The organism is Duganella sp. P38 (assembly GCF_050859475.1).
Lineage (GTDB): Bacteria > Pseudomonadota > Gammaproteobacteria > Burkholderiales > Burkholderiaceae_D > Rugamonas.
In genome coordinates, this window is the sequence record NZ_CP193936.1 from 1,518,183 (window position 1) to 1,537,157 (window position 18,975).

Below are 18,975 nucleotides of genomic sequence, written 5' to 3' on the forward strand. Positions count from 1 at the left end.
CCCGTGCATCGATACGATTTGATCAGCTGCCATGACTGCGGCGTATTGCATCAGCGCCGCCCGTTACGCCCGCGAGAGAAGGCGCGCTGCGTGCGTTGCCGCTCGGTCCTGTATCGCGGCCTGCATTCGGATGCGGGACACATGGCGGCGATCACCATGGGCGCCATCTTCACGTTCCTGATCGCGCAGTTTTTCCCCATCGTGGAGCTGGAGGTCGGCGGCTACAACACCAGCGCCACGCTGCTGGGCGCCATCCGCGTGCTGTGGAATGAGCAGATGCAGGTGGTTGCGGCGGTGGTGTTCCTGTTTACGATGTTGCTGCCGGCGGTGGAGTTGTCCTCCCTGCTGTATGTGACCATGGCCTTGCGCAAGGGCCGCCGGCCGGCGGGCTTCGACCACCTGCTGCGCGCGGTCGGCATGGCGCGGCGCTGGGGCATGACCGAGGTGCTGATGATCGGCATCCTGATCACCATCGTCAAGATGACCAGCCTGGCCGAGGTGGTGGTGCATCCCGGCCTGTTCGCCTTTGGCGCGCTGACGGTGATGCTGGCCATCGTGGTGTCGTTCGATCCGCAGACGCTGTGGCACATCGGCGAGCATTTGGCGGGGCCGCGCCGGGTGGCGCAGCAGTCCTTCAAGTACGCGGCGCTGGTCAAGGGCGCGCCGCTGCTGGCCTGCCACAGCTGCGGGCTGGTGGAGTCGCTGAAGTACACGGTGCGCCACCAGTACTGCGCACGCTGCGGCGCGCGCCTGCACAAGCGGCGCCCGGACAGCGTGGGACGCACCTGGGCCTTCCTGCTGGCGGCGACGATTCTTTATATTCCCGCCAACCTGCTGCCGGTGATGTACACGCATTCGCTGTTCGGCAAGGAGGACGACACCATCATCAGCGGTGTGGTGTATTTCTGGAACAGCGGCTCGCCGGCGCTGGCGGCGATTATTTTCATCGCCAGCATCGTGGTGCCAGTGGCAAAGCTGGTGGCGCTGGCGCTGCTGGCGTGGACGGCGCAGCGGCGCTCGCACTGGCAGCCATTGCAGCGCACGGTGTTGTATCGCATCGTGGAGTTTGTCGGCCGCTGGTCGATGCTGGATATTTTTGTCATTACGCTGACGGTGGCGCTGGTGCGCTTCCAGTCGCTGGCGGTGATCACGGCCGGTCCCGGCGCGCTGGCGTTTTGCGCGGTGGTGGTGCTGACCATGATCGCGTCTATGCAGTTCGATCCCCGCCTGATCTGGGATCCTATCGATACACATGGAGAGAAGCATGCCTGAAAACGAGAACGGCAATCCGCCGTTGAACGAGCCGGAAGTGGAGAAGGCCAACCGCTGGCTGCCGTCGCTGGTGTGGCTGATTCCCCTGCTGGCGGCGGTGATCGGCCTGACGCTGGTGGCGCGCACGATCCTCGACCAGGGACCGACGGTGACGGTGAGCTTCCGCAGCGCCGACGGGCTGGAGCCGGGCAAGACCAAGGTGAAATACAAGGACGTGGATATCGGCCTGGTGAAGTCGATTTCGCTGGCCCGCGATTTGTCCAAGGTGCTGGTGACGATCGACATGAGCAAGGAGGCCAGGCGCTTCACGGCGCAGGATACGCGCTTCTGGGTGGTCAAGCCGCGCATCGGCGCCAGCGGCGTGTCGGGCCTGAACACCTTGTTGTCCGGCTCCTACATCGGCGTCGATGCCGGCAAGTCGGAGGAGACCACCACCGAGTTCACGGGCCTGGAAAAGCCGCCGCAGGTGACGCGCGACGAGAAGGGCACCTCGTATGTGCTGCATAGCGAGTCGCTCGGTTCGATCGACGTCGGCGCGCCGATTTTCTACCGCCGCATCCAGGTGGGGCAGGTGACCGGCTTCGATCTGGAGGAGAAGGGCCGTGGCGTGAAGATGTCGGTGTTTATCGCCGCGCCTTACGATCAGTATGTGGGCAGGAACACGCGCTGGTGGCATGCCAGCGGCGTCGATGTGCGGCTCGATTCCAGCGGTTTCAAGGTCAACACGCAGTCGCTGGCGGCGGTGCTGGTGGGCGGCATTTCGTTTGAATCGATCAGTGGCCAGAAGCCGGCGGCGGTGGCGCCGGGCGGCACCGAGTTTGCGCTGGCGGCCGACCAGGCCAGCGCGCTGCGCGAGCCGGATGGCGTGGCGGTGACCACGGTGCTGTATTTCGACCAGTCGCTGCGCGGCCTGTCGGCCGGCGCGCCGGTGGACTTCCGAGGCATTGTGCTGGGCGAGGTGCGTTCGGTGGGCGTGGAGTTCGATCCGGTGAAGAAGAACTTCCGCATGCCGGTGACGGTGGATATGTATCCGGCGCGCCTGGGCCGCAGTTTTGCGCGCACGGTGGAGCAGGACCAGGAGCGCAGCGCCGGCACGCAGGTGCTGGAACGGCTGGTGGCGCGTGGCCTGCGCGGCCAGCTGCGCACCGGGAATCTGCTGACCGGCCAGCTGTACGTGGCGCTGGACTTCTTCCCGAATGCGGCGCCGGCGAAGATCGACACCGCGGCGGAAGTGGTGGAGCTGCCGACCGTGCCTAACAGCCTGGATGAGTTGCAGACCCAGTTGTCGAGCATCGCGCGCAAGCTGGACAAGGTGCCGTTCGATGAAATCGGCAGGAACCTGCGCGATGCGCTGAAGAGCGCCGATGTGCTGATGAAGCGCCTGGATGCGCAGGTGGTGCCGGAGTTGAAGGATACGCTGGCGGCGGCGCGCAAGACCTTCAGCGAGGCGGATCAGCTGCTGCAAAAGGATTCGCCGGTGCAGTCCGACCTGCGCGAGGCTTTGCGCCAGGTGACCGAGACGATGGAGTCGCTGAATGCGCTGGCGGATTATCTGGAGCGGCATCCGGAGTCGCTGATACGCGGTAAGCCGGAGAAAAAAGGAGAGCAGAAATGATGCGTAACGATTGCGCAGTTTTGGCGGCCGCCCGCGTGACGGCGCGCGTTACTACGCCGGTGCTGGCGCTGGCGGCGGCGGTGCTGCTGGCGGCATGCGGCAGCGTGCCGCAGGAGCGCTTCTACAGCTTGAGCAACGGGCTGGGGACGGCGGCCGCCGGCGCCGCCAGCGCAGCGCAGGGCGCGGCGCGCACCACGCTGGCGGCACCGGCGTACTATATCGAAGTGCCGGCGGTGACAGTGCCGAAGCAGGCGGCGCGCAATCAGCTGGTGGTGACCACCGGCGATGGGCGCGTCGATGTGCTGGAGCAGGAGCGCTGGGTGTCGCCGCCGGCGGCGGAGATCGGCCAGGCGCTATCGCTGGCGATCACCGGCGAACTGGGCACCGTCGACGTGTTCCGCGCGCCGGTGCCGGACAAGTCGCCGGTGTACCGCATCAGCACCAATGTGCAGCGCTTCGAATCGGCGCCGGGCCGCTACTCGCTGATCGACATGGTGTGGAGCGTGCGCCTGGCCGGCAGCCCGCAGGTGCTGACCTGCCGCAGCGTGGCGCAGGAGACGGTGGGCGCGGGCTACGATGAACTGGTGGCCGGCCATCGCCGCGCCATTACCCGCATCGGCGCCGATATCTCGCGCGCCGTGCGGGCGTTGGCGGCCGGCGACAAACCGGCCTGCTGATCATTCAGGCCTGGTGGCGAGCAGCAGCCTGAACGCCTTCAACGCGGCCGGATGGTAAATGCTTGCATGGGTTTCGGCCGGCCAGTCTTCGTAGTGGTAACTCAGGTTTTCCGCCTTGCCGAAAGTGGCGGCCAGCGCCGCCCGATCGATAAACGACTGGCCGTCCGCGCTGGAAGCGATGTACAGGCTTTTCTTGCCGGCGAACGCGCGCTTGCTGGCTGCCGCTTGCGTCAGCAGCTTGCCGCCGTTCCACCACAGGCTAGGATCGAGCGCGATATAGGTATCGAACAGCTCCGGCTCCTGCACCAGCGTTTCGACCACGAACAGACCGGCCAGCGATTCGCCGACGATGGCCCGTTCCGTGGTGACGCGATAGCGCTTCGCCACTTCCGGCATCAGCTCATCCCGAATAAAGGCACGATAAGCCTTCGATCCGCCGACGCGCGGGGCGATGCTGCGGTCCTTGGCCACGTCCGTCGGGCCGGTCAGGTCGCGGCGCCTTTCGGTGTTTTCTATGCCGACCAGCATGAACGGGCGCGTGGTCATGTTCGCGGCGCCGACTTGCAGCAGGCCGGCGACATGCAGGAAGTCTTCCGCCACGCCGCCATCCGGCATGTACATGACCGGCAGCGCCATGTCAGCGGGCAGGCCCGCCGGGCGGTAGACATTGATGCGGCGCTTCTCGCCCAGGGCCGACGAGTCGATCGACCAGCTTTCTCCAATGACCAGCGGCGCCGCTTGTGGCGAGGCGATGGCGCTCCGGCCGACGCACATGATCGCGGCGGCAAACAAGAATGCAACTGCTTGTGGCAGTGTCCAGCGATAGAGATGGATAAGTTTCATATTCCTGTGGGTTGAGGGTGAATGAAAGGTAGAACTCAGCCCTGCATGGTAGCCGCAATCTGCTTGCGCAGCCAGATATTGGCCGGGTCGTTGTCGACATTGGCGTGCCAGTACAGATACACGTCCAGCGAGGGCATCGGCAGCGGCAGCGGCAGGATCTGGTTGTTGAACTGCTGGTTGACGATGCGCGCCAGGCGGTCCGGCATGGTCAGCGCCAGGTCGGTCTGGCTGACCACGCGGCAGGCGGCGAAGTAGTGCTGGCAGCGCAGGCGGATGCGCCGTTGCAGGCCCTGGCGGCTCAGTTCCACATCCTCCAGTCCGGGCCCGCGCCGGCGCGAGCTGGTCTGGATGTGTTCCAGTTGCAGATAGGTTTCCAGCGTCAGCTTGCCGCGCTTGATCAGCGGATGGCCGCGCCGCACCAGCACCACGGTCTGGTCGCCGGCCAGTTGCTGGCGGCGCACCTCGTTCGGCAGCGGCAGCAGCACGTCGATGGCGGCGTCCAGCGTGCCGGCCGCCAGTTCGCTTTCCAGTTCCTTGCGGCTCACCTGCAGCGTGCTCAGGGTGGCCGACTGCGCCTCGCGCGCAATGCCGGCCATCAGCGGCGGCAGCACGCTGGCTTCCAGCACATCGCGCACCGCCACCGCGAAATTGCGCGCGCTGCTGGCGGCGTCGAAGCGGGCGGCGCCGGTCAGCGTCACCTCGAAGCCGCGCAGCGCGCGCCGCACCGGTTCGATGATGGAGCGCGTCAGCGGCGTCGGCGTCATCACATGGCCCTGGCGTTCGAACAGCGGATCGTCGAACAGCTCGCGCAGGCGCTTGAGCGCGTGGCTGATGGCCGGCTGCGTCAGGTTCATCTTCTGGCTGGCGCGCGTGATGCTGCCTTCGGCGTAGATGGCTTCCAGCACGATGAACAGGTTGAGGTCGACCTTGGATATATGCATGATATTTATACGATGGAATAAATTTTATTCATTTGATGAATTATAGTCGCGGCGTTAAGCTGTCGTCTCCTTTGGAGGCGATATGGGACAAATTTTTCTGGTGCGGCACGGGCAAGCGTCGTTCGGCAAGGCCAATTACGACCAGTTGTCGGAGCTGGGCTTTGAGCAGGCGCGCCTGCTGGGCCAGTGGTACGCCAACACGCATCAGCGTTTCCACAAGGTGGTCAACGGCGGCATGGTGCGCCACCGGCAAACGGCCGACGCTTGCATGGGCGCGCTGCCGAAGAAGCTGCTGATCGACACGGAATGGCGCACCGACCAGGATTTCGCCGAGTTCGATCACAAGGAAGTGCTGCTGCGCCATTGCCCCGAGTTTGCCGACGCCGTGGCCTTCAAGACCCTGCTGGCCAACCACGTCGATCCGCCGCGCGCGCTGGAGCAGCTGTTCCGCGACGCCATGCAGCGCTGGATGGCGGGCGGCGACTACCGCGAAAGCTGGCCTGAGTTCCGCAACCGCTGCGTGCGCGCGCTGCAAGGGCTCGATACCGAAAGCAGCAAGCAGACCACCATCGTCTTCACCTCCGGCGGCGTGATCGCGGCGCTGATGCAGCACCTGCTCGGCTTGCAGGATGGGCAGGTGATGGAACTGAACTGGACGCTGGCCAACTGCGGCGTCACCAAGCTGCTGCACCGCCCCGGCCAGTTTACGCTGAGCTGCCTGAATAACTACGCGCACCTGGAATGGCTGGGCCAGCCCGGCGCGGTCACCTACCGATAAGGAGACTATATGGATTTCGATTACAGCCCGAAAGTACAGCAGCTTCAGGCCCGGCTGGCGGCCTTCATGGACGAGCACGTCTATCCGAACGAAGCCGCCTTTCACGCCGAGGTCGAGGCCAACCGCCAGGCCGGCAACGCCTGGGTGCCGACCAAGATCATGGAGCAGCTGAAACAAAAGGCGCGCGCGGCCGGCCTGTGGAATCTGTTCCTGCCCGATTCCGAGCATGGCGCCGGCCTCAGCAACCTGGAATATGCGCCGCTGTGCGAAATCATGGGCCGCGTGCACTGGGCGCCGGAAGTATTCAACTGCTCGGCGCCGGACACCGGCAATATGGAAGTGCTGGCCCGCTACGGCACGCCCGAGCAGCAGCAGCAATGGCTGGCGCCGCTACTGGACGGCCGCATCCGCTCGTGCTTCGGCATGACCGAGCCGGCCGTGGCGTCGTCGGACGCCACCAATATCGAAAGCTCGATCGTCCGCGACGGCGACCAGTACGTCATCAACGGCCGCAAGTGGTGGTCGTCCGGCGCCAACGATCCGCGCTGCGCGGTGTTCATCTTCATGGGCAAGAGCGATCCGGATAACGCCAGCCGCCACAAGCAGCAGTCGATGATCCTGGTGCCGCGCGACACGCCCGGCGTCACCATCCTGCGCCACCTGCCGGTGTTCGGCTTCGACGACGCGCCGCACGGCCATGCCGAAGTGGTGTTCGACGACGTCCGTGTGCCGGCCGGCAATCTGCTGCTGGGCGAGGGCAGGGGCTTCGAGATCGCCCAGGGCCGCCTCGGCCCCGGCCGTATTCACCACTGCATGCGGCTGATCGGCCTGGCCGAGCGCGCGCTGGAGCAGATGTGCAAGCGCAGCCTGTCGCGCGTGGCCTTCGGCAAGCCGGTGGCCGAGCAGGGCGTGACGCTGGAGCGCATCGCCGAGGCGCGCATCCTGATCGACCAGGCGCGCTTGCTGGTGCTCAACGCCGCGTTCATGATGGATACGGTCGGCAACAAGGTGGCGGCCAAGGAAATCGCCATGATCAAGGTGGCGGCGCCGAATATGGCTTGCAAGGTGATAGACTGGGCCATCCAGGTGCAGGGCGGCGGCGGCATGGCCGATCCTTTTCTGTCCCACGCATACGCCAGCGCCCGCTCCTTGCGCCTGGCAGACGGTCCCGACGAGGTGCACCGTTCCCAGATCGGCAAAATGGAACTTGCCCGATACAAATAAGTCCTTGCAATTTCAGGTAATCGTTTTCCGCGCACATGTTGCGCGGATTTCCCACACGTATTGACTTCTCGGAAGGCCTGATTTAATCTTGCTCGTCACTTAAGTTAAACGATTAACTAAAATTAAAACGGAGACGACCATGAAAAAAACCATCCACCTGACGCCGATGGCGGCCGCGCTCGCGCTGGCGCTGCTGGCGATGAACGCGCAAGCGCAACAAGAAGAATCGGCCAGCAAACCGGGCACCCTGGAAACTGTAGTGGTTACCGCGAATAAACGCGTCGAAAAATTGGAAAGCGTTCCAATGTCGATTTCGGTGATGAGCGAGCAGGAAATCCAGCGCACCAACATCCGCGAAATCGAGGATGTGGTGGCGATGATGCCGTCGCTGACCCTGAATTCCGGCACCACCGCCGCCAACAACGCCATCTTCATGCGCGGCATCGGCACCGTCTCGGTCGGCATCGGCGTCGAGTCGGACGTGGCGGTCATCATCGACGACATCCCGATCGCCACCCAGTTCCAGGCCTTCAAGGACCTGGCGGACGTGGCGCGCATCGAGGTGCTGAAGGGGCCGCAGAGCACGCTGTTCGGCAAGTCGGCGGTGGCTGGCGCGGTCAACATCGTTACCAAGCAGATTTCCGGCCCGATGACCTATCGCGCCAGCACCTATCTGACCAACGACCATGAATGGCGCGTCAACGCCTCGGCCGGCGGCCAGCTGGACGAGCACTTCGCGCTGCGCCTGTATGCCGGCAAGACGCGCATGCCGGGCAATTTCCACAACCTGACGGATGGCCGCGACGTCAACGGCTCGGGCGGCAAGACCTTTATGGCCAAGCTGCAATGGAACCCGGTCGACAGCGTGCAGGTCGATCTGACGCCGCGCTACAACTACCAGGAAAACTCGCGCGGCGTGACGGCCGTGAACGGCTTTGTGCTGCGCACCGGCTCGGCGGCGGCCGGCAACCAGGTGTCGACGCCGATCGGGCTCGACGGCGTTTACCTCAACGGCAACCCGCTGCTGCCGGCGTCGTCGCTGCTGGCCGGCATCAACGTCAACGACAAGGGCAACCGCAATGTGCGGCGCGACTTTCCGACCGGGCTGGTGTCCAGCGACCGCGGCGTCGGCCTGAAGGTGTCGTGGACCTTGCCGAACCAGGCCACGCTGATGTCGATCACCTCGTGGAGCAAATACCTGGCCAACGACTTCCGCGACCAGGACTTCACCGACCGGCCGACCATCGTGGCGGCCGGCCAGACCGTGCCGACCATCGGCAACTACCAGTTCGGCACCTACGATATCCGCTCGAAGACGCAGGAGCTGCGCTACGTGTCGCCGGACAGCGGCACCTTCAAGTATGTCGGCGGCCTGTGGCTGGCGCATAACGAGATCTACCGCCACTTCATTCGCGGCTACTGCGTGGCGCCGATGACCTGCAACGCCAACTCGCCATCGAGCCCGACCAACTATTACACCGACATCTACAACACCAACAAGTCGGTCTTCGGCCAGGCCTCCTGGGAATTCGCGCCGACCTGGACGCTGACCGGCGGCCTGCGCCTGAACGAGGAAATCTCCGGCTACCACTACAAGCGCAACTACTACACCGACCAGCTGGACGAAGCCACCTTCAAGCCGGGCCCGGCCGGCGTGGACCAGTTCGAGAGCACCGGCAACAGCGACCGCGCCGTCACCGGCAAACTCAGCATCCAGAAGCAGATCACGCCGGACTGGATGGTCTACACGCAGGCGTCGACCGGCTACAAGGGCGAGGCGTATGACGTGACCTCGGGCCTGAAGGCGTCGGCGGCGTTCCCGGTCAAGCCGGAAACCAGCCAGAGCCTGGAGATCGGCACCAAGGCCAATCTGTTCAACAACCGCATGTCGCTGGCGGCCACCGCCTACCTGTCGGACTTCTTCGGCTACCAGCAGAATGTCACCTATGTGCTGCCGAACGATCCGACCATCTACAGCCAGCTGAACTCGATTCCGCATATTTCCACGCGCGGCTTCGAGGTGGACATGAATGCGCTGGTGGCGCAGAACCTGACGGTGAACGCGGCGCTGGCCTACACCCGGCCGAAGATCGACAAATGGGCCAACGGCCCGTGCTACAGCGATCCGACCAATCTGGCGGTGGGCAACACCAAGTATGCGGCCAACGGTTCGATCGCCGGCCAGAATGCGGCCTGCTTCCCGATCGCGCCCGGTTCGACCACCGGTGTGCAGAATCTGGACGGCGGCGTGTTCCCCGGCACCCCGAAGATCAAGCTGAACATCGGCGCCAACTATGACTTCGCCATCCCGCAGATGCCGTTCAAGGGCTTCGTCAACGTCAACGTGCGTTACCAGGGCAAGTACAGCACCAATATCAACAACGATCCGAACGCGGAAAATGATGCGTATTCGATCACGGACCTGGGCTTCGGCGTGCGCGACAGCCAGGACAAGTACAAGCTGAGCTTCCGCGTCAACAACCTGTTCGACAAGTTCTACATCCCGAACGCCAACGCCAGCGGGCCGTCGTCGTTCCGCGCCGGGCCAACGTCGACCTCGCCACAGGTATCGGCCAGCAGCTGGGTGCCGCCGCGCGACGTGTTCCGCTACTTCAGCGTCAAGCTCGACGTGAAATTCTGAGCGTTATGCTTTTGGTGAATCTCTGGCATCAGAACAATAAATTGGATTAAGACAGCGGCGACAGGCATGATTGCACCTGTCTCCTCTATTCTCCTCCAAGGAAATAGATTTAGCCCGCTCCCGTAGCGGGCTTTTTTTATCGGTACAAATGTCACGCGAAGAAAGTGACGGATGTCCGCTGCGCGGCGGCGGCATGCTGCGTAGAATGACTTTCATCGGAACACAAGCAGTAACGCAGTACCTAAAACCTGAACCCCGTTTTAGTTGATTTAGCCCCCTTATCTAACCAACTAACCAACTAACCAACTTAACGAGGATTCAATCATGAACGCAATCAAAAACTTCATCGCCAACGAAGACGGCATCACCGCCATCGAATACGCCCTGATGGCTGCCGCCATCGCCGCCGCGATCACCGCCGGCCTGGCCATCCTGGGCCCGAAAATCACCGCCTCGCTGACCTACATCTCGGGCCTGATCAAATCGTCGTAATCGGCAGCCAGGCATAAAAAAACCGGCCTCGTGCCGGTTTTTGCGTTGATGACCGGTGCGCCCGGCGTGTCGGCTGTATGTGCATACAGTATAATTCTGGCATGACGCATACCGCACAAACCGGCTTCATCCTGACCCGCCACTGGCGCGACACGCCCAGCGGCACGGAGATCGATTTCTGGCTGGCGACCGATGCCGGCCCCAGGAAAGTGCGCCTCACGGCGCAGACATCGGTGGCCTTCGCCGAGGCCGCGTTGCGCGAGGCGATCGCGGCGCAGATCGCGCCGGACGTCGGCATCGAATTGCGCGAGCTGCAACTGAAAACCTTCCAGCAGCAGCCGGTGGTCGGCGTCTACGCCTCGCGCTACAAATCCCTCACCGCGCTGGAGCGCACGTTGCGCGACCATGGCATCAAGCTGTACGAGGCGGACATCCGCCCGCCCGAGCGCTACCTGATGGAGCGCTTCATCACCGCCAGCGTGCAGGCCGAGGGCGGCCACGCCAGCGGCGCGGTCATCCACAATTGCAGGCTCAAGCCCGCGCCGGACTACCGGCCGGCACTGAAGATGGTGTCGATCGATATCGAAACCAGCGCCTACGAAGACCTGTATTCGATCGCGCTGGAAGGCTGCGGCCAGCGCCAGGTCTACATGCTGGGCGCGGCGCCGGCCGATGCGCCCGAGGTCGATTTCGACCTCGAATACCTCAACACGCCGCGCCAGCTGATCGAACGCCTCAACGCCTGGATGGCGCGCCACGACCCGGACGTCATCATCGGCTGGAACGTGGTGCAGTTCGACCTGCGCGTGCTGCAAAAAAACGCCGATAAACACAAGGTGCCGCTGGCGCTGGGGCGCGAAGGCAAGGGCATCGAATGGCGCGAGCATCCGGGCAAGCAGGGCTACCTGTTCGCGCCGCTGCCGGGCCGCATCATCCTCGACGGCATCGACGCGCTGAAAGCGGCGTCGTGGATGTTCCCGTCGTTCAGCCTGGAAAACGTGGCGCAATCGATGCTGGGCGAGGGCAAGGAAATCGGCGACGATTACGACAAGATGGCGGAAATCGAACGCCGCTTCCAGCACGACAAGCCGGCGCTGGCAACCTACAACCTCAAGGACTGCGAGCTGGTCACGCGCATCTTCGCCAAGGCCAACCTGCTGGCCTTCATGATCGAGCGCGCCACCGTGACCGGGCTGGCGGCCGACCACCTGGGCGGCTCGATCGCCGCCTTCAACCACCACTACCTGCCGCGCATGCACCGCGAAGGCTATGTCGCGCCCAACGTCGGCGACGTCAGCGGCGGCGCCTCGCCGGGCGGCTTCGTGCTCGATTCCAAACCGGGCCTGTACGACTCGGTGGTGGTGCTGGACTACAAGAGCTTGTATCCGTCGATCATCCGCACCTTCCTGGTCGATCCGGTCGGCCTGGTCGAAGGCGAAATCGCCACCGACCCGGCCGATGTGGTGGAAGGCGTCAACGGCACCGTGTTCTCGCGCGAGCGGCACTGCCTGCCGGCCATCACCACCGACATCTGGAAACAGCGCGACGCCGCCAAACGCGCCAAAAACGAGCCGCTGTCGACCGCGCTGAAGCTGCTGATGAATTCCTTCTGCGGCGTGCTGGGCGCCAGCGAGTGCCGTTTCTTCAATCCGCGCCTGGTGTCGTCGGTGACGCTGCGCGGCCACCAGATGCTGAAGCAGACGCGCGAACTGGTGGAGGCCGAAGGCTACGACGTCATCTACGGCGACACCGACTCCATCTTTATCTGGCTCAAAAGGAATACCCGAACGCGGAAGCGCTGGCCATCGGCCAGCGCCTGGCCGACGACATCAACCGCTGGTGGCGCACCATGCTGAAGGAAAAGCACGGCCTCGACTGCCACCTCGAAATCGAATTCGACACGCACTATCAAAAGTTCTTCATGCCGACCATCCGCGGCACCGACATGGGCAGCAAGAAGCGCTACGCCGGGCTGGCGGTCAACGCCAAGGGCGAGGAAGAGGTGATCTATCGCGGCCTGGAAGTGGCGCGCAGCGACTGGACGCCGCTGGCGCAGCAATTCCAGCAGGGCCTGTTCACCCGCATCTTCAAGGATGAGCCGTATCAGGACTACGTGCGCGAGTACGCCGAGAAAACGCTGGCGGGCGGCTATGACGATCTGCTGGTCTACCGCAAGCGCCTGCGCCAGCCGCTGGACGAATACAAGGTCAACGTGCCGCCGCAGGTGCGCGCCGCGCGCATCGCCGACGAATACAACCAGTCCCAGCGCCGGCCGCTGCGCTACCAGAACGGCGGCTGGATCAGCTACATCATGACCACCGGCGGCCCCGAGCCGCTGGAAGTGGTACGCTCGAACATCGATTACGAACACTATTTGACCAAGCAGTTGCAGCCGATCGCCGATTCGATCCTGCTGCCGATGAACGACAGTTTCACCAGCCTGACCACGGCGCAAGCCAGTCTTTTCTAACGGAGATTACATGAGCGAATTCAAGAAGCTGCACGACGGTAGCAAACTGCTGCACCTGCCCAACGCCTGGGACGCCGGCAGCGCGCGCCTGTTTGAAAGCCTGGGCGCGGCGGCCATCGCCACCACCAGCGCCGGCGTGGCCTGGGCCCAGGGCTATGCCGACAATGACCACTTGCCGGTCGACAGCGCCATCGCGGTGGCGGCCAATATCGCGCGCGTGATCGAGGTGCCGCTGTCGGTGGACTTCGAGAATGGCTATGCGGCCGATCCGCAGCAGGTGGCGCGCAACGTGCAGCGGCTGATCGACGTCGGCGTGGCCGGCATCAACCTGGAAGACGGCAATGACGCGCCGGAACTGGTGGCCGGGAAAATCCGCGCCATCAGGCAACTGGAGCGCGACATCTTCATCAACCTGCGCACGGATGTGTACCTGAAAGGACTGGCGCCCGAAGAGGGGCGGGTGGCGGAAGTGTTGCGGCGCGCCCGGCTGTACAAGGAGGCTGGCGCCGACGGCCTGTTCGTGCCGGGCATCTGCCAGGCGGAGGAGATCAGGCAGGTGGTGGCTGGCGCCGGCCTGCCGGTCAACGTGATGGACTGGCCGGGCCTGCCTTCCGCCGAAGAGTTGCACCAGCTGGGCGTGGCGCGCCTGAGTGCCGGCAGCGGCATTCCCCAGGCATTGTGGTCGGTGGCTGCCGGCATGGCGCTCGGCTTCCTCGATACCGGCAGCGCCGGCCCGCTGATCGCCAAGGCCATGCCTTACGGCGATCTGCAAGCCCTGTTCCTCAAGTCTTAAGCGCGGGCCTTGGCCTGGGCGGAAACCGCCGCCTTGGCCGCCGTGACAGGTTGGCTCACGCTGTAGGCCACTACCTGCAGCAGGCCGCCGGCCATGGCGATGTTTTTCAGGAAGTGGATCAGCTGGTTCTGGTCGCCGAAGTTGTTGTGGAAGGCCAGTGCCGTCACCACCGAGAACGCCGCCAGTACGGCGGCCACGATGCGGGCCTTGAAGCCGAACGCCAGCGCCAGGCCGCCGCCCAGTTCCACCGCCACCGCGCCGGCGAACGCCAGCGTGGCGAAGGGCAGCCCGGACGAGGCGATGTAGCCGATGGTGGCCTCTGGCGCCATCACTTTGCCGACGCCGCTGAAGACGAAGATGGTTGCCAGCAGTACGCGGCCGATAGTCGAGATGGTGTTGGTGTTCATGGTAGTGCTCCTGAAAATTGGTTAGATGGACGTATCTTAAGTTTCGCGTATCCATCTGCATAGCCTATATAATTAGATGCTTGCCATCTAAGGAATAGATACATGCTCGACGCCATGTCCATCGACCAGCTGCGCACCTTCATCGCCGCCGCCGACGAGGGCAGCTTCTCCGCCGCCGGCCGCAAGCTGCGGCGCGCGCAGTCGGTGGTCAGCGCCACGCTGGCCAATCTCGAATTGCAGGTCGGCTTCGCGCTGTTCGAGCGCACCGGCCGCTATCCGCGCCTGACCGAGGCCGGCGCCGCGCTGCTGGAACAGGCCCGGCTGGCGGTCGACGGCATGAATGCCTTCAAGGCGCGCGCCCGCACGCTGGCCGAAGGGCAGGAGCCGGAACTGGCGGTGGCGGTGGACGTGATGTTCCCGATCGCCACGCTGACGGCGGCAGTGCAGGCGTTCAAGCTGCAATTCCCCGACACGCCGATCCGCCTGTTCGTCGAAGCGCTGGGCGCGGTGGCGCAGCCGCTGCTCGACGGCCATTGCCGCGTTGCCATTATTGGCTCGCTGCCGGAAATTCCCGCTGGCTGCGCTTCGGAGTTCCTGCTGACGGTGGACGCGGTGGCAGTGGCCGCGCCACAACATCCGCTGGCGCAGCGCAAGGGAAAAATCACGCATCAGCAAGCGGGCCAGCATGTGCAGCTGGTGCTGACCGACCGTTCGACGCTGACCGCGGGCCGCAATTTCGGCGTCATGGCCAAACAGACCTGGCGCCTGGCCGACCTCGGCGCCAAGCACGCCTTCCTCAAGGCCGGCCTGGGCTGGGGCCACATGCCCCTGCACATGGTTGAGGACGACCTGCGTGCCGGCCGCCTGGTACGGCTGAATGTCGCCGTTCATCCCAACCTGGGCGCCGGCTTCTCCATGCACGCCATCCATCGCAAGGAGCATCCACCGGGACCCGCCGGCCGCTGGTTTGTCGAGCACCTGAAGGCGAAATGACAGCTGACGGTAGCGCCGGAGGGCATGGCCGACCGCGACGAATCCGGCTCGCTGGCGCATCCGCGGTACATCGCTGCCTTGGCGCGATTCCTGGGCGGGCGTTAATGCGCGCACAGTAGCGCGCGGCGGGCGCGTGCACCATGGTCCGACCATCTATTCAGCGGGAGGGATCATGCCACGAGGCGCCAGTCCGAAGCGCGAACGCGAGTACCAGAAGCTCGAACGCAAATTCAAGAAAGAGGGCCGCTACAAGGGCCGCGAGGAAGAGGTGGCCTCGCGCATCGTCAACAAGCAGCGTGCTGAAAGCGGCGAGACCAAGAAGCATGTCCACAAGCCTGTGCGCCGTACAGCCTCGCGCCGCAAGAGCCGTACACATCGCCGCACGCAGCGCCGAAGCAAGAGCAGCCGCGGCTAATGCGCGCACGTTTGAGCTGGCGCTACACTTGTCGTCCGGCCGCGCGTCGCGCAGCCGAGCTTGCTTGACAGCCAGACGTGCCGGCGCGAGCATGGGCCATGAACACGCCAGCCGACACCGCCGCAGCAATCGAGGAGCTAACGCTGAGCGTGAGAGTCATCGAGTCCAACTACGTCACCAAGGAGGAGCTGGCTGTGCTAAACGGCCGGGTGGATGCTCTATTCGAAAGAATGGATGCCATGCCAGCGCAGATCCGGTTGACCTTCAAGCTGGATATGGAACAGGCATTCAAAGCCCACACTGAAATGATGTACAGAACCTTTGCCACCAAGGAGGAACTGAGCAACGCCGTATATCAGCTCACCTGGCGCATGGCCGCCTTCGGCAGCGTGCTGCTCAGCGGCGGCTTCGCCTTCGCACGTTATCTCTAAGGTTGATCTTCCGCGCAAAATACGCCATCATGTTTTGAAAACGATTTCAAAATAAAGGTGAGACGTGAGACCAACCCTTCTGCTGCTGGCGCTGGCCGGCTTCGGCGCGCACGGCGCGGCCGGCGCCGACGACATCAAACTCAATCAGCTCGGCTTCCTGCCCGGCGCGGCGAAGGTGGCCGTGGTGCCGGACGGCGCCGCGCGCGACTTCGCGGTGGTGGAGCAGGGCAGCGGCAAGGTGGTGTTCACCGGCGCGCTGGGCCCGGCCACACGGTCGGCCGACGCCGGCGACACCGTGCGCCTGGCCAGCTTCGCCGCGCTCACCGCGCCCGGAAAATACCGGTTGCGCGTGGCGGGCCAGGCCGACTCGCTGCCGTTTGAAATCAGCCCGTCGGCGTATCAGGCGGTCAGCGCCGCCGCGCTCAAGGCGTTCTACTTCAACCGCGCCAGCACCGCGCTGGATGCGCAACACGCCGGCATTTACGCCCGCGCCGCCGGCCATCCGGACACGCAAGTGCTGATCCACGCCTCGGCCGCCTCGCCAGCGCGGCCGGCCGGCACCGTCATCTCCAGTCCCAAGGGCTGGTATGACGCCGGCGACTACAACAAATACATCGTCAACTCCGGCATCTCCACCTACACCTTGCTGGCCGCGTACGAAGACTTCCCGGCCTTCTTCCAGCAGCAGAAGCTCAACATTCCCGAAAGCGGCAACGGCCGGCCCGACATCCTGAATGAAGTCTGGTGGAACCTGGAATGGATGCTGACCATGCAGGACCCGGAAGATGGCGGCGTCTACCACAAGCTGACCAATCTGCGCTTCGATGGCAACATCATGCCGGCGCAGGCCACGCAGCCACGCTATGTGGTGCAGAAAACCACCGCCGCAGCGCTGGACTTCGCCGCCGTCATGGCCACCGCCAGCCGCGTCTACGCGCCGTTTGACCAGGCAATGTCCGCGCGCATGTTGTCTGCTGCGCAGGCGGCATGGCGCTGGGCGCAGCAGCATCCGCGCCAGTTCTACCAGCAGCCGAAGGACGTCGCCACCGGTGAATATGGCGACCAGGACGTCAGCGATGAATTCGCCTGGGCCGCCGCCGAGTTGTACATCACCACCGGCAACGATGATTTCTACAAGGCCTTGCGTGCGCCCGAGCAGGCCGCCACGGTGGCATCGTGGGGCGACGTGCGCGGCCTGGCGTGGCTGTCGCTGGCGCGGCACCGCAAGACGCTGAGCGCGGCGGCCGACCAGCAATTGATCGTCAGCCGCGTCGACACGCTGGCGCGCAAGCTGGCCGATGGCTGGAAGCAGTCGGCCTACGGCATTCCGATGCAGACCAGCGACTTTGTCTGGGGCAGCAATGCGGTAGCGCTGAACCAGGCCATGGTGCTGCTGCACGGCTACCGGCTGACCAATCAGCGCGCGTATCTGGACGCGGCGCAGGCCGGCTTCGATTACGTTCTTGGCCGCAATGCTACCGAGATGTCTTTCGTGACCGGCTACGGCGCCAGGTCGACGCAACATCCGCATCACCGGCCATCGGAGGCGGATGGCATCGCCGCGCCGGTGCCGGGCTTCCTGGCAGGAGGTCCGCAGCCGGGCCAGCAGGACCAGCAGCATTGCTCGGCACGGTATCCGTCGAAGCTGCCGGCCAGGTCCTACCTCGACCATGAGTGTTCCTACGCCAGCAATGAAATCGCCATCAACTGGAATGCGCCGCTGGTCTACGTGTCGGCCGGCTTGCAGGCGTTGACGCCGGCGCGGCCCAACTAGCCGGCCAGCCTGGCCATTTCGCGGTACAGGTCGGCTTTGCCCTCGAAGCCGATGCCCGGCAGTTCCGGCAGCAGGATGTGGCCGTTCTCGACCTTGACGCCATCTGGGAAACCGCCATACGGCTGGAACAGGTCCGGGTACGATTCATTGCCGCCCAGCCCCAGCCCGGCGGCGATGTTCAGCGACATCTGGTGGCCGCCGTGCGGAATGCAGCGCTGGGGCGACCAGCCATGTTCGCGCAGCATGTCCAGCGTGCGCAGATATTCCACCAGCCCGTAGCTTAGCGCGCAGTCGAACTGCAGCCAGTCGCGGTCGGCGCGCATGCCGCCGTAGCGGATCAGGTTGCGCGCATCCTGCATCGAGAACAGGTCCTCGCCGGTCGCCATCGGATGGGCGTAGTAGTTGCGCAGCGTCGCCTGCAACTCGAAGTCGAGCGGATCGCCCGGCTCCTCGTACCAGAACAGATCGTACTGCGACAGTGCCTTGGCATACTTGATCGCCGTGTCCAGGTCGAAGCGGCCGTTGGCGTCCACCGCCAGCTTCTGGCCGTCCTGCAACACGCTCAGGATAGCATCGATGCGGCGCAGATCTTCGTCGAGCGAGGCGCCGCCGATTTTCTTCTTCACCACCGTATAGCCGCGATCGATGTAGCTGCGCATCTCGTCCTTCAGCTTGCCGTGATCCTGGCCCGGGTAGTAGTAACCGCCGGCCGCGTAGACGAAAATATTGCGGTCGGCCTGGCCATTGCCATAGCGCTCCGCCAGCAACTGGAACAACGGCTTGTCCTCGATCTTGGCCACCGCGTCCCACACCGCCATGTCGATGGTGCCGATCGCCACCGAGCGCTCGCCGTGGCCGCCCGGCTTCTCGTTGGTGAACATGCAGTGCCAGATCTTGTGCGGATCGAGGTTGTTGCCGCTGTCGTCGGTCAGGCTGGCCGGGTCGGCCGCCAGAATGCGCGGGATGAAGCGCTCGCGCATCAGCGTGCCCTGGCCGTAGCGGCCGTTGGAGTTGAAGCCATAGCCGATCACCGGCTTGCCGTCGCGGATCACATCGGTGACCACCGCCACCAGGCTCAGCGTCATCTTGCTGAAGTCGATGTAAGCGTTGCGGATCGGGGAGCTGATCGGGACGGTTTTTTCGCGGATTTCTACGATTCTCATGCTGCACTCCTGTTGAACGATGGGCGCAGCTTACTCTTGAATTACT

General features: G+C 64.3%; 16 protein-coding genes and 1 pseudogene. 13 read left to right on the forward strand and 4 right to left on the reverse strand.

From position 1 onward, the window contains the following. Positions 1-3 precede the first annotated feature (3 nt). Genes ACRQ5J_RS06975 through ACRQ5J_RS06985 form a run of 3 tightly spaced genes read left to right on the forward strand, consistent with a single transcriptional unit; the run spans position 4 to position 3,564 of the window. Positions 4-1,272: a paraquat-inducible protein A gene (locus ACRQ5J_RS06975; RefSeq protein WP_432382094.1), complete on the forward strand. Its 1,269-nt coding sequence runs from the start codon at positions 4-6 to the stop codon at positions 1,270-1,272. Continuing rightward, positions 1,265-2,887, forward strand: a complete 1,623-nt coding sequence (locus ACRQ5J_RS06980) for an intermembrane transport protein PqiB (protein WP_432382095.1) — start codon at positions 1,265-1,267, stop codon at positions 2,885-2,887. The genes ACRQ5J_RS06975 and ACRQ5J_RS06980 overlap by 8 nt, the downstream gene beginning before the upstream one ends. Next, on the forward strand, positions 2,884-3,564 hold the full coding sequence (locus tag ACRQ5J_RS06985) for a PqiC family protein (protein WP_432382097.1): 681 nt from the start codon (positions 2,884-2,886) through the stop codon (positions 3,562-3,564). The genes ACRQ5J_RS06980 and ACRQ5J_RS06985 overlap by 4 nt, the downstream gene beginning before the upstream one ends. On the opposite strand, the gene ACRQ5J_RS06990 is transcribed toward ACRQ5J_RS06985, so the two are convergent. Next, positions 3,565-4,356 carry an alpha/beta hydrolase gene (locus ACRQ5J_RS06990; RefSeq protein ID WP_432382099.1) on the reverse strand — a complete coding sequence of 264 codons (792 nt, stop codon included), beginning with the start codon at positions 4,354-4,356 and terminating at the stop codon, positions 3,565-3,567. Between the two features lie 86 nt (positions 4,357-4,442). Beyond that, a complete protein-coding gene (locus ACRQ5J_RS06995) occupies positions 4,443-5,348 on the reverse strand; it encodes a LysR family transcriptional regulator (protein WP_432382101.1) in 906 nt (301 codons plus the stop codon). 82 nt (positions 5,349-5,430) lie between these two features. Here ACRQ5J_RS06995 and ACRQ5J_RS07000 point away from each other — a divergent pair, with 82 nt between their 5' ends. From ACRQ5J_RS07000 to ACRQ5J_RS07025, 6 genes and pseudogenes are all read left to right on the forward strand, one after another. Further along, positions 5,431-6,126, forward strand: a complete 696-nt coding sequence (locus ACRQ5J_RS07000) for a histidine phosphatase family protein (protein WP_432382102.1) — start codon at positions 5,431-5,433, stop codon at positions 6,124-6,126. Between the two features lie 9 nt (positions 6,127-6,135). Beyond that, positions 6,136-7,350: an acyl-CoA dehydrogenase family protein gene (locus ACRQ5J_RS07005; RefSeq protein WP_432382104.1), complete on the forward strand. Its 1,215-nt coding sequence runs from the start codon at positions 6,136-6,138 to the stop codon at positions 7,348-7,350. Positions 7,351-7,489: 139 nt separating this feature from the next. Continuing rightward, positions 7,490-9,991: a TonB-dependent receptor gene (locus ACRQ5J_RS07010; RefSeq protein ID WP_432382106.1), complete on the forward strand. Its 2,502-nt coding sequence runs from the start codon at positions 7,490-7,492 to the stop codon at positions 9,989-9,991. Between the two features lie 324 nt (positions 9,992-10,315). After that, complete coding sequence (locus tag ACRQ5J_RS07015) at positions 10,316-10,483, forward strand: Flp family type IVb pilin (RefSeq protein ID WP_160989425.1); 168 nt, start codon at positions 10,316-10,318, stop codon at positions 10,481-10,483. A gap of 101 nt (positions 10,484-10,584) precedes the next feature. After that, positions 10,585-12,953 (forward strand): annotated as a pseudogene (locus ACRQ5J_RS07020) (DNA polymerase II). Positions 12,954-12,963: 10 nt separating this feature from the next. Beyond that, positions 12,964-13,746: an isocitrate lyase/PEP mutase family protein gene (locus ACRQ5J_RS07025; RefSeq protein ID WP_432382109.1), complete on the forward strand. Its 783-nt coding sequence runs from the start codon at positions 12,964-12,966 to the stop codon at positions 13,744-13,746. Here ACRQ5J_RS07025 and ACRQ5J_RS07030 read toward each other — a convergent pair. Beyond that, positions 13,743-14,153: a DoxX family protein gene (locus tag ACRQ5J_RS07030; protein WP_432382111.1), complete on the reverse strand. Its 411-nt coding sequence runs from the start codon at positions 14,151-14,153 to the stop codon at positions 13,743-13,745. The two genes, ACRQ5J_RS07025 and ACRQ5J_RS07030, sit on opposite strands and share 4 nt — an antisense overlap. A gap of 102 nt (positions 14,154-14,255) precedes the next feature. On the opposite strand from ACRQ5J_RS07030, the gene ACRQ5J_RS07035 reads away from it, so the two are divergent. The 4 genes from ACRQ5J_RS07035 to ACRQ5J_RS07050 all read left to right on the forward strand — a co-directional run bounded on the left by ACRQ5J_RS07035 (position 14,256) and on the right by ACRQ5J_RS07050 (position 17,766). Continuing rightward, positions 14,256-15,146: a LysR family transcriptional regulator gene (locus ACRQ5J_RS07035; RefSeq protein ID WP_432382112.1), complete on the forward strand. Its 891-nt coding sequence runs from the start codon at positions 14,256-14,258 to the stop codon at positions 15,144-15,146. 172 nt (positions 15,147-15,318) lie between these two features. Beyond that, a complete protein-coding gene (locus tag ACRQ5J_RS07040; protein ID WP_432382114.1) occupies positions 15,319-15,561 on the forward strand; it encodes a hypothetical protein in 243 nt (80 codons plus the stop codon). 98 nt (positions 15,562-15,659) lie between these two features. Next, positions 15,660-15,992 (forward strand): hypothetical protein, encoded by a 333-nt coding sequence (locus ACRQ5J_RS07045; protein ID WP_432382116.1) that lies wholly within the window; start codon positions 15,660-15,662, stop codon positions 15,990-15,992. A gap of 64 nt (positions 15,993-16,056) precedes the next feature. Further along, positions 16,057-17,766, forward strand: a complete 1,710-nt coding sequence (locus ACRQ5J_RS07050; protein WP_432382118.1) for a glycoside hydrolase family 9 protein — start codon at positions 16,057-16,059, stop codon at positions 17,764-17,766. Here the strand turns inward: ACRQ5J_RS07050 and ACRQ5J_RS07055 are convergent. Then, positions 17,763-18,929, reverse strand: a complete 1,167-nt coding sequence (locus ACRQ5J_RS07055) for a mandelate racemase/muconate lactonizing enzyme family protein (RefSeq protein WP_432382119.1) — start codon at positions 18,927-18,929, stop codon at positions 17,763-17,765. The two genes, ACRQ5J_RS07050 and ACRQ5J_RS07055, sit on opposite strands and share 4 nt — an antisense overlap. Between the last annotated feature and the right edge of the window lie 46 nt (positions 18,930-18,975).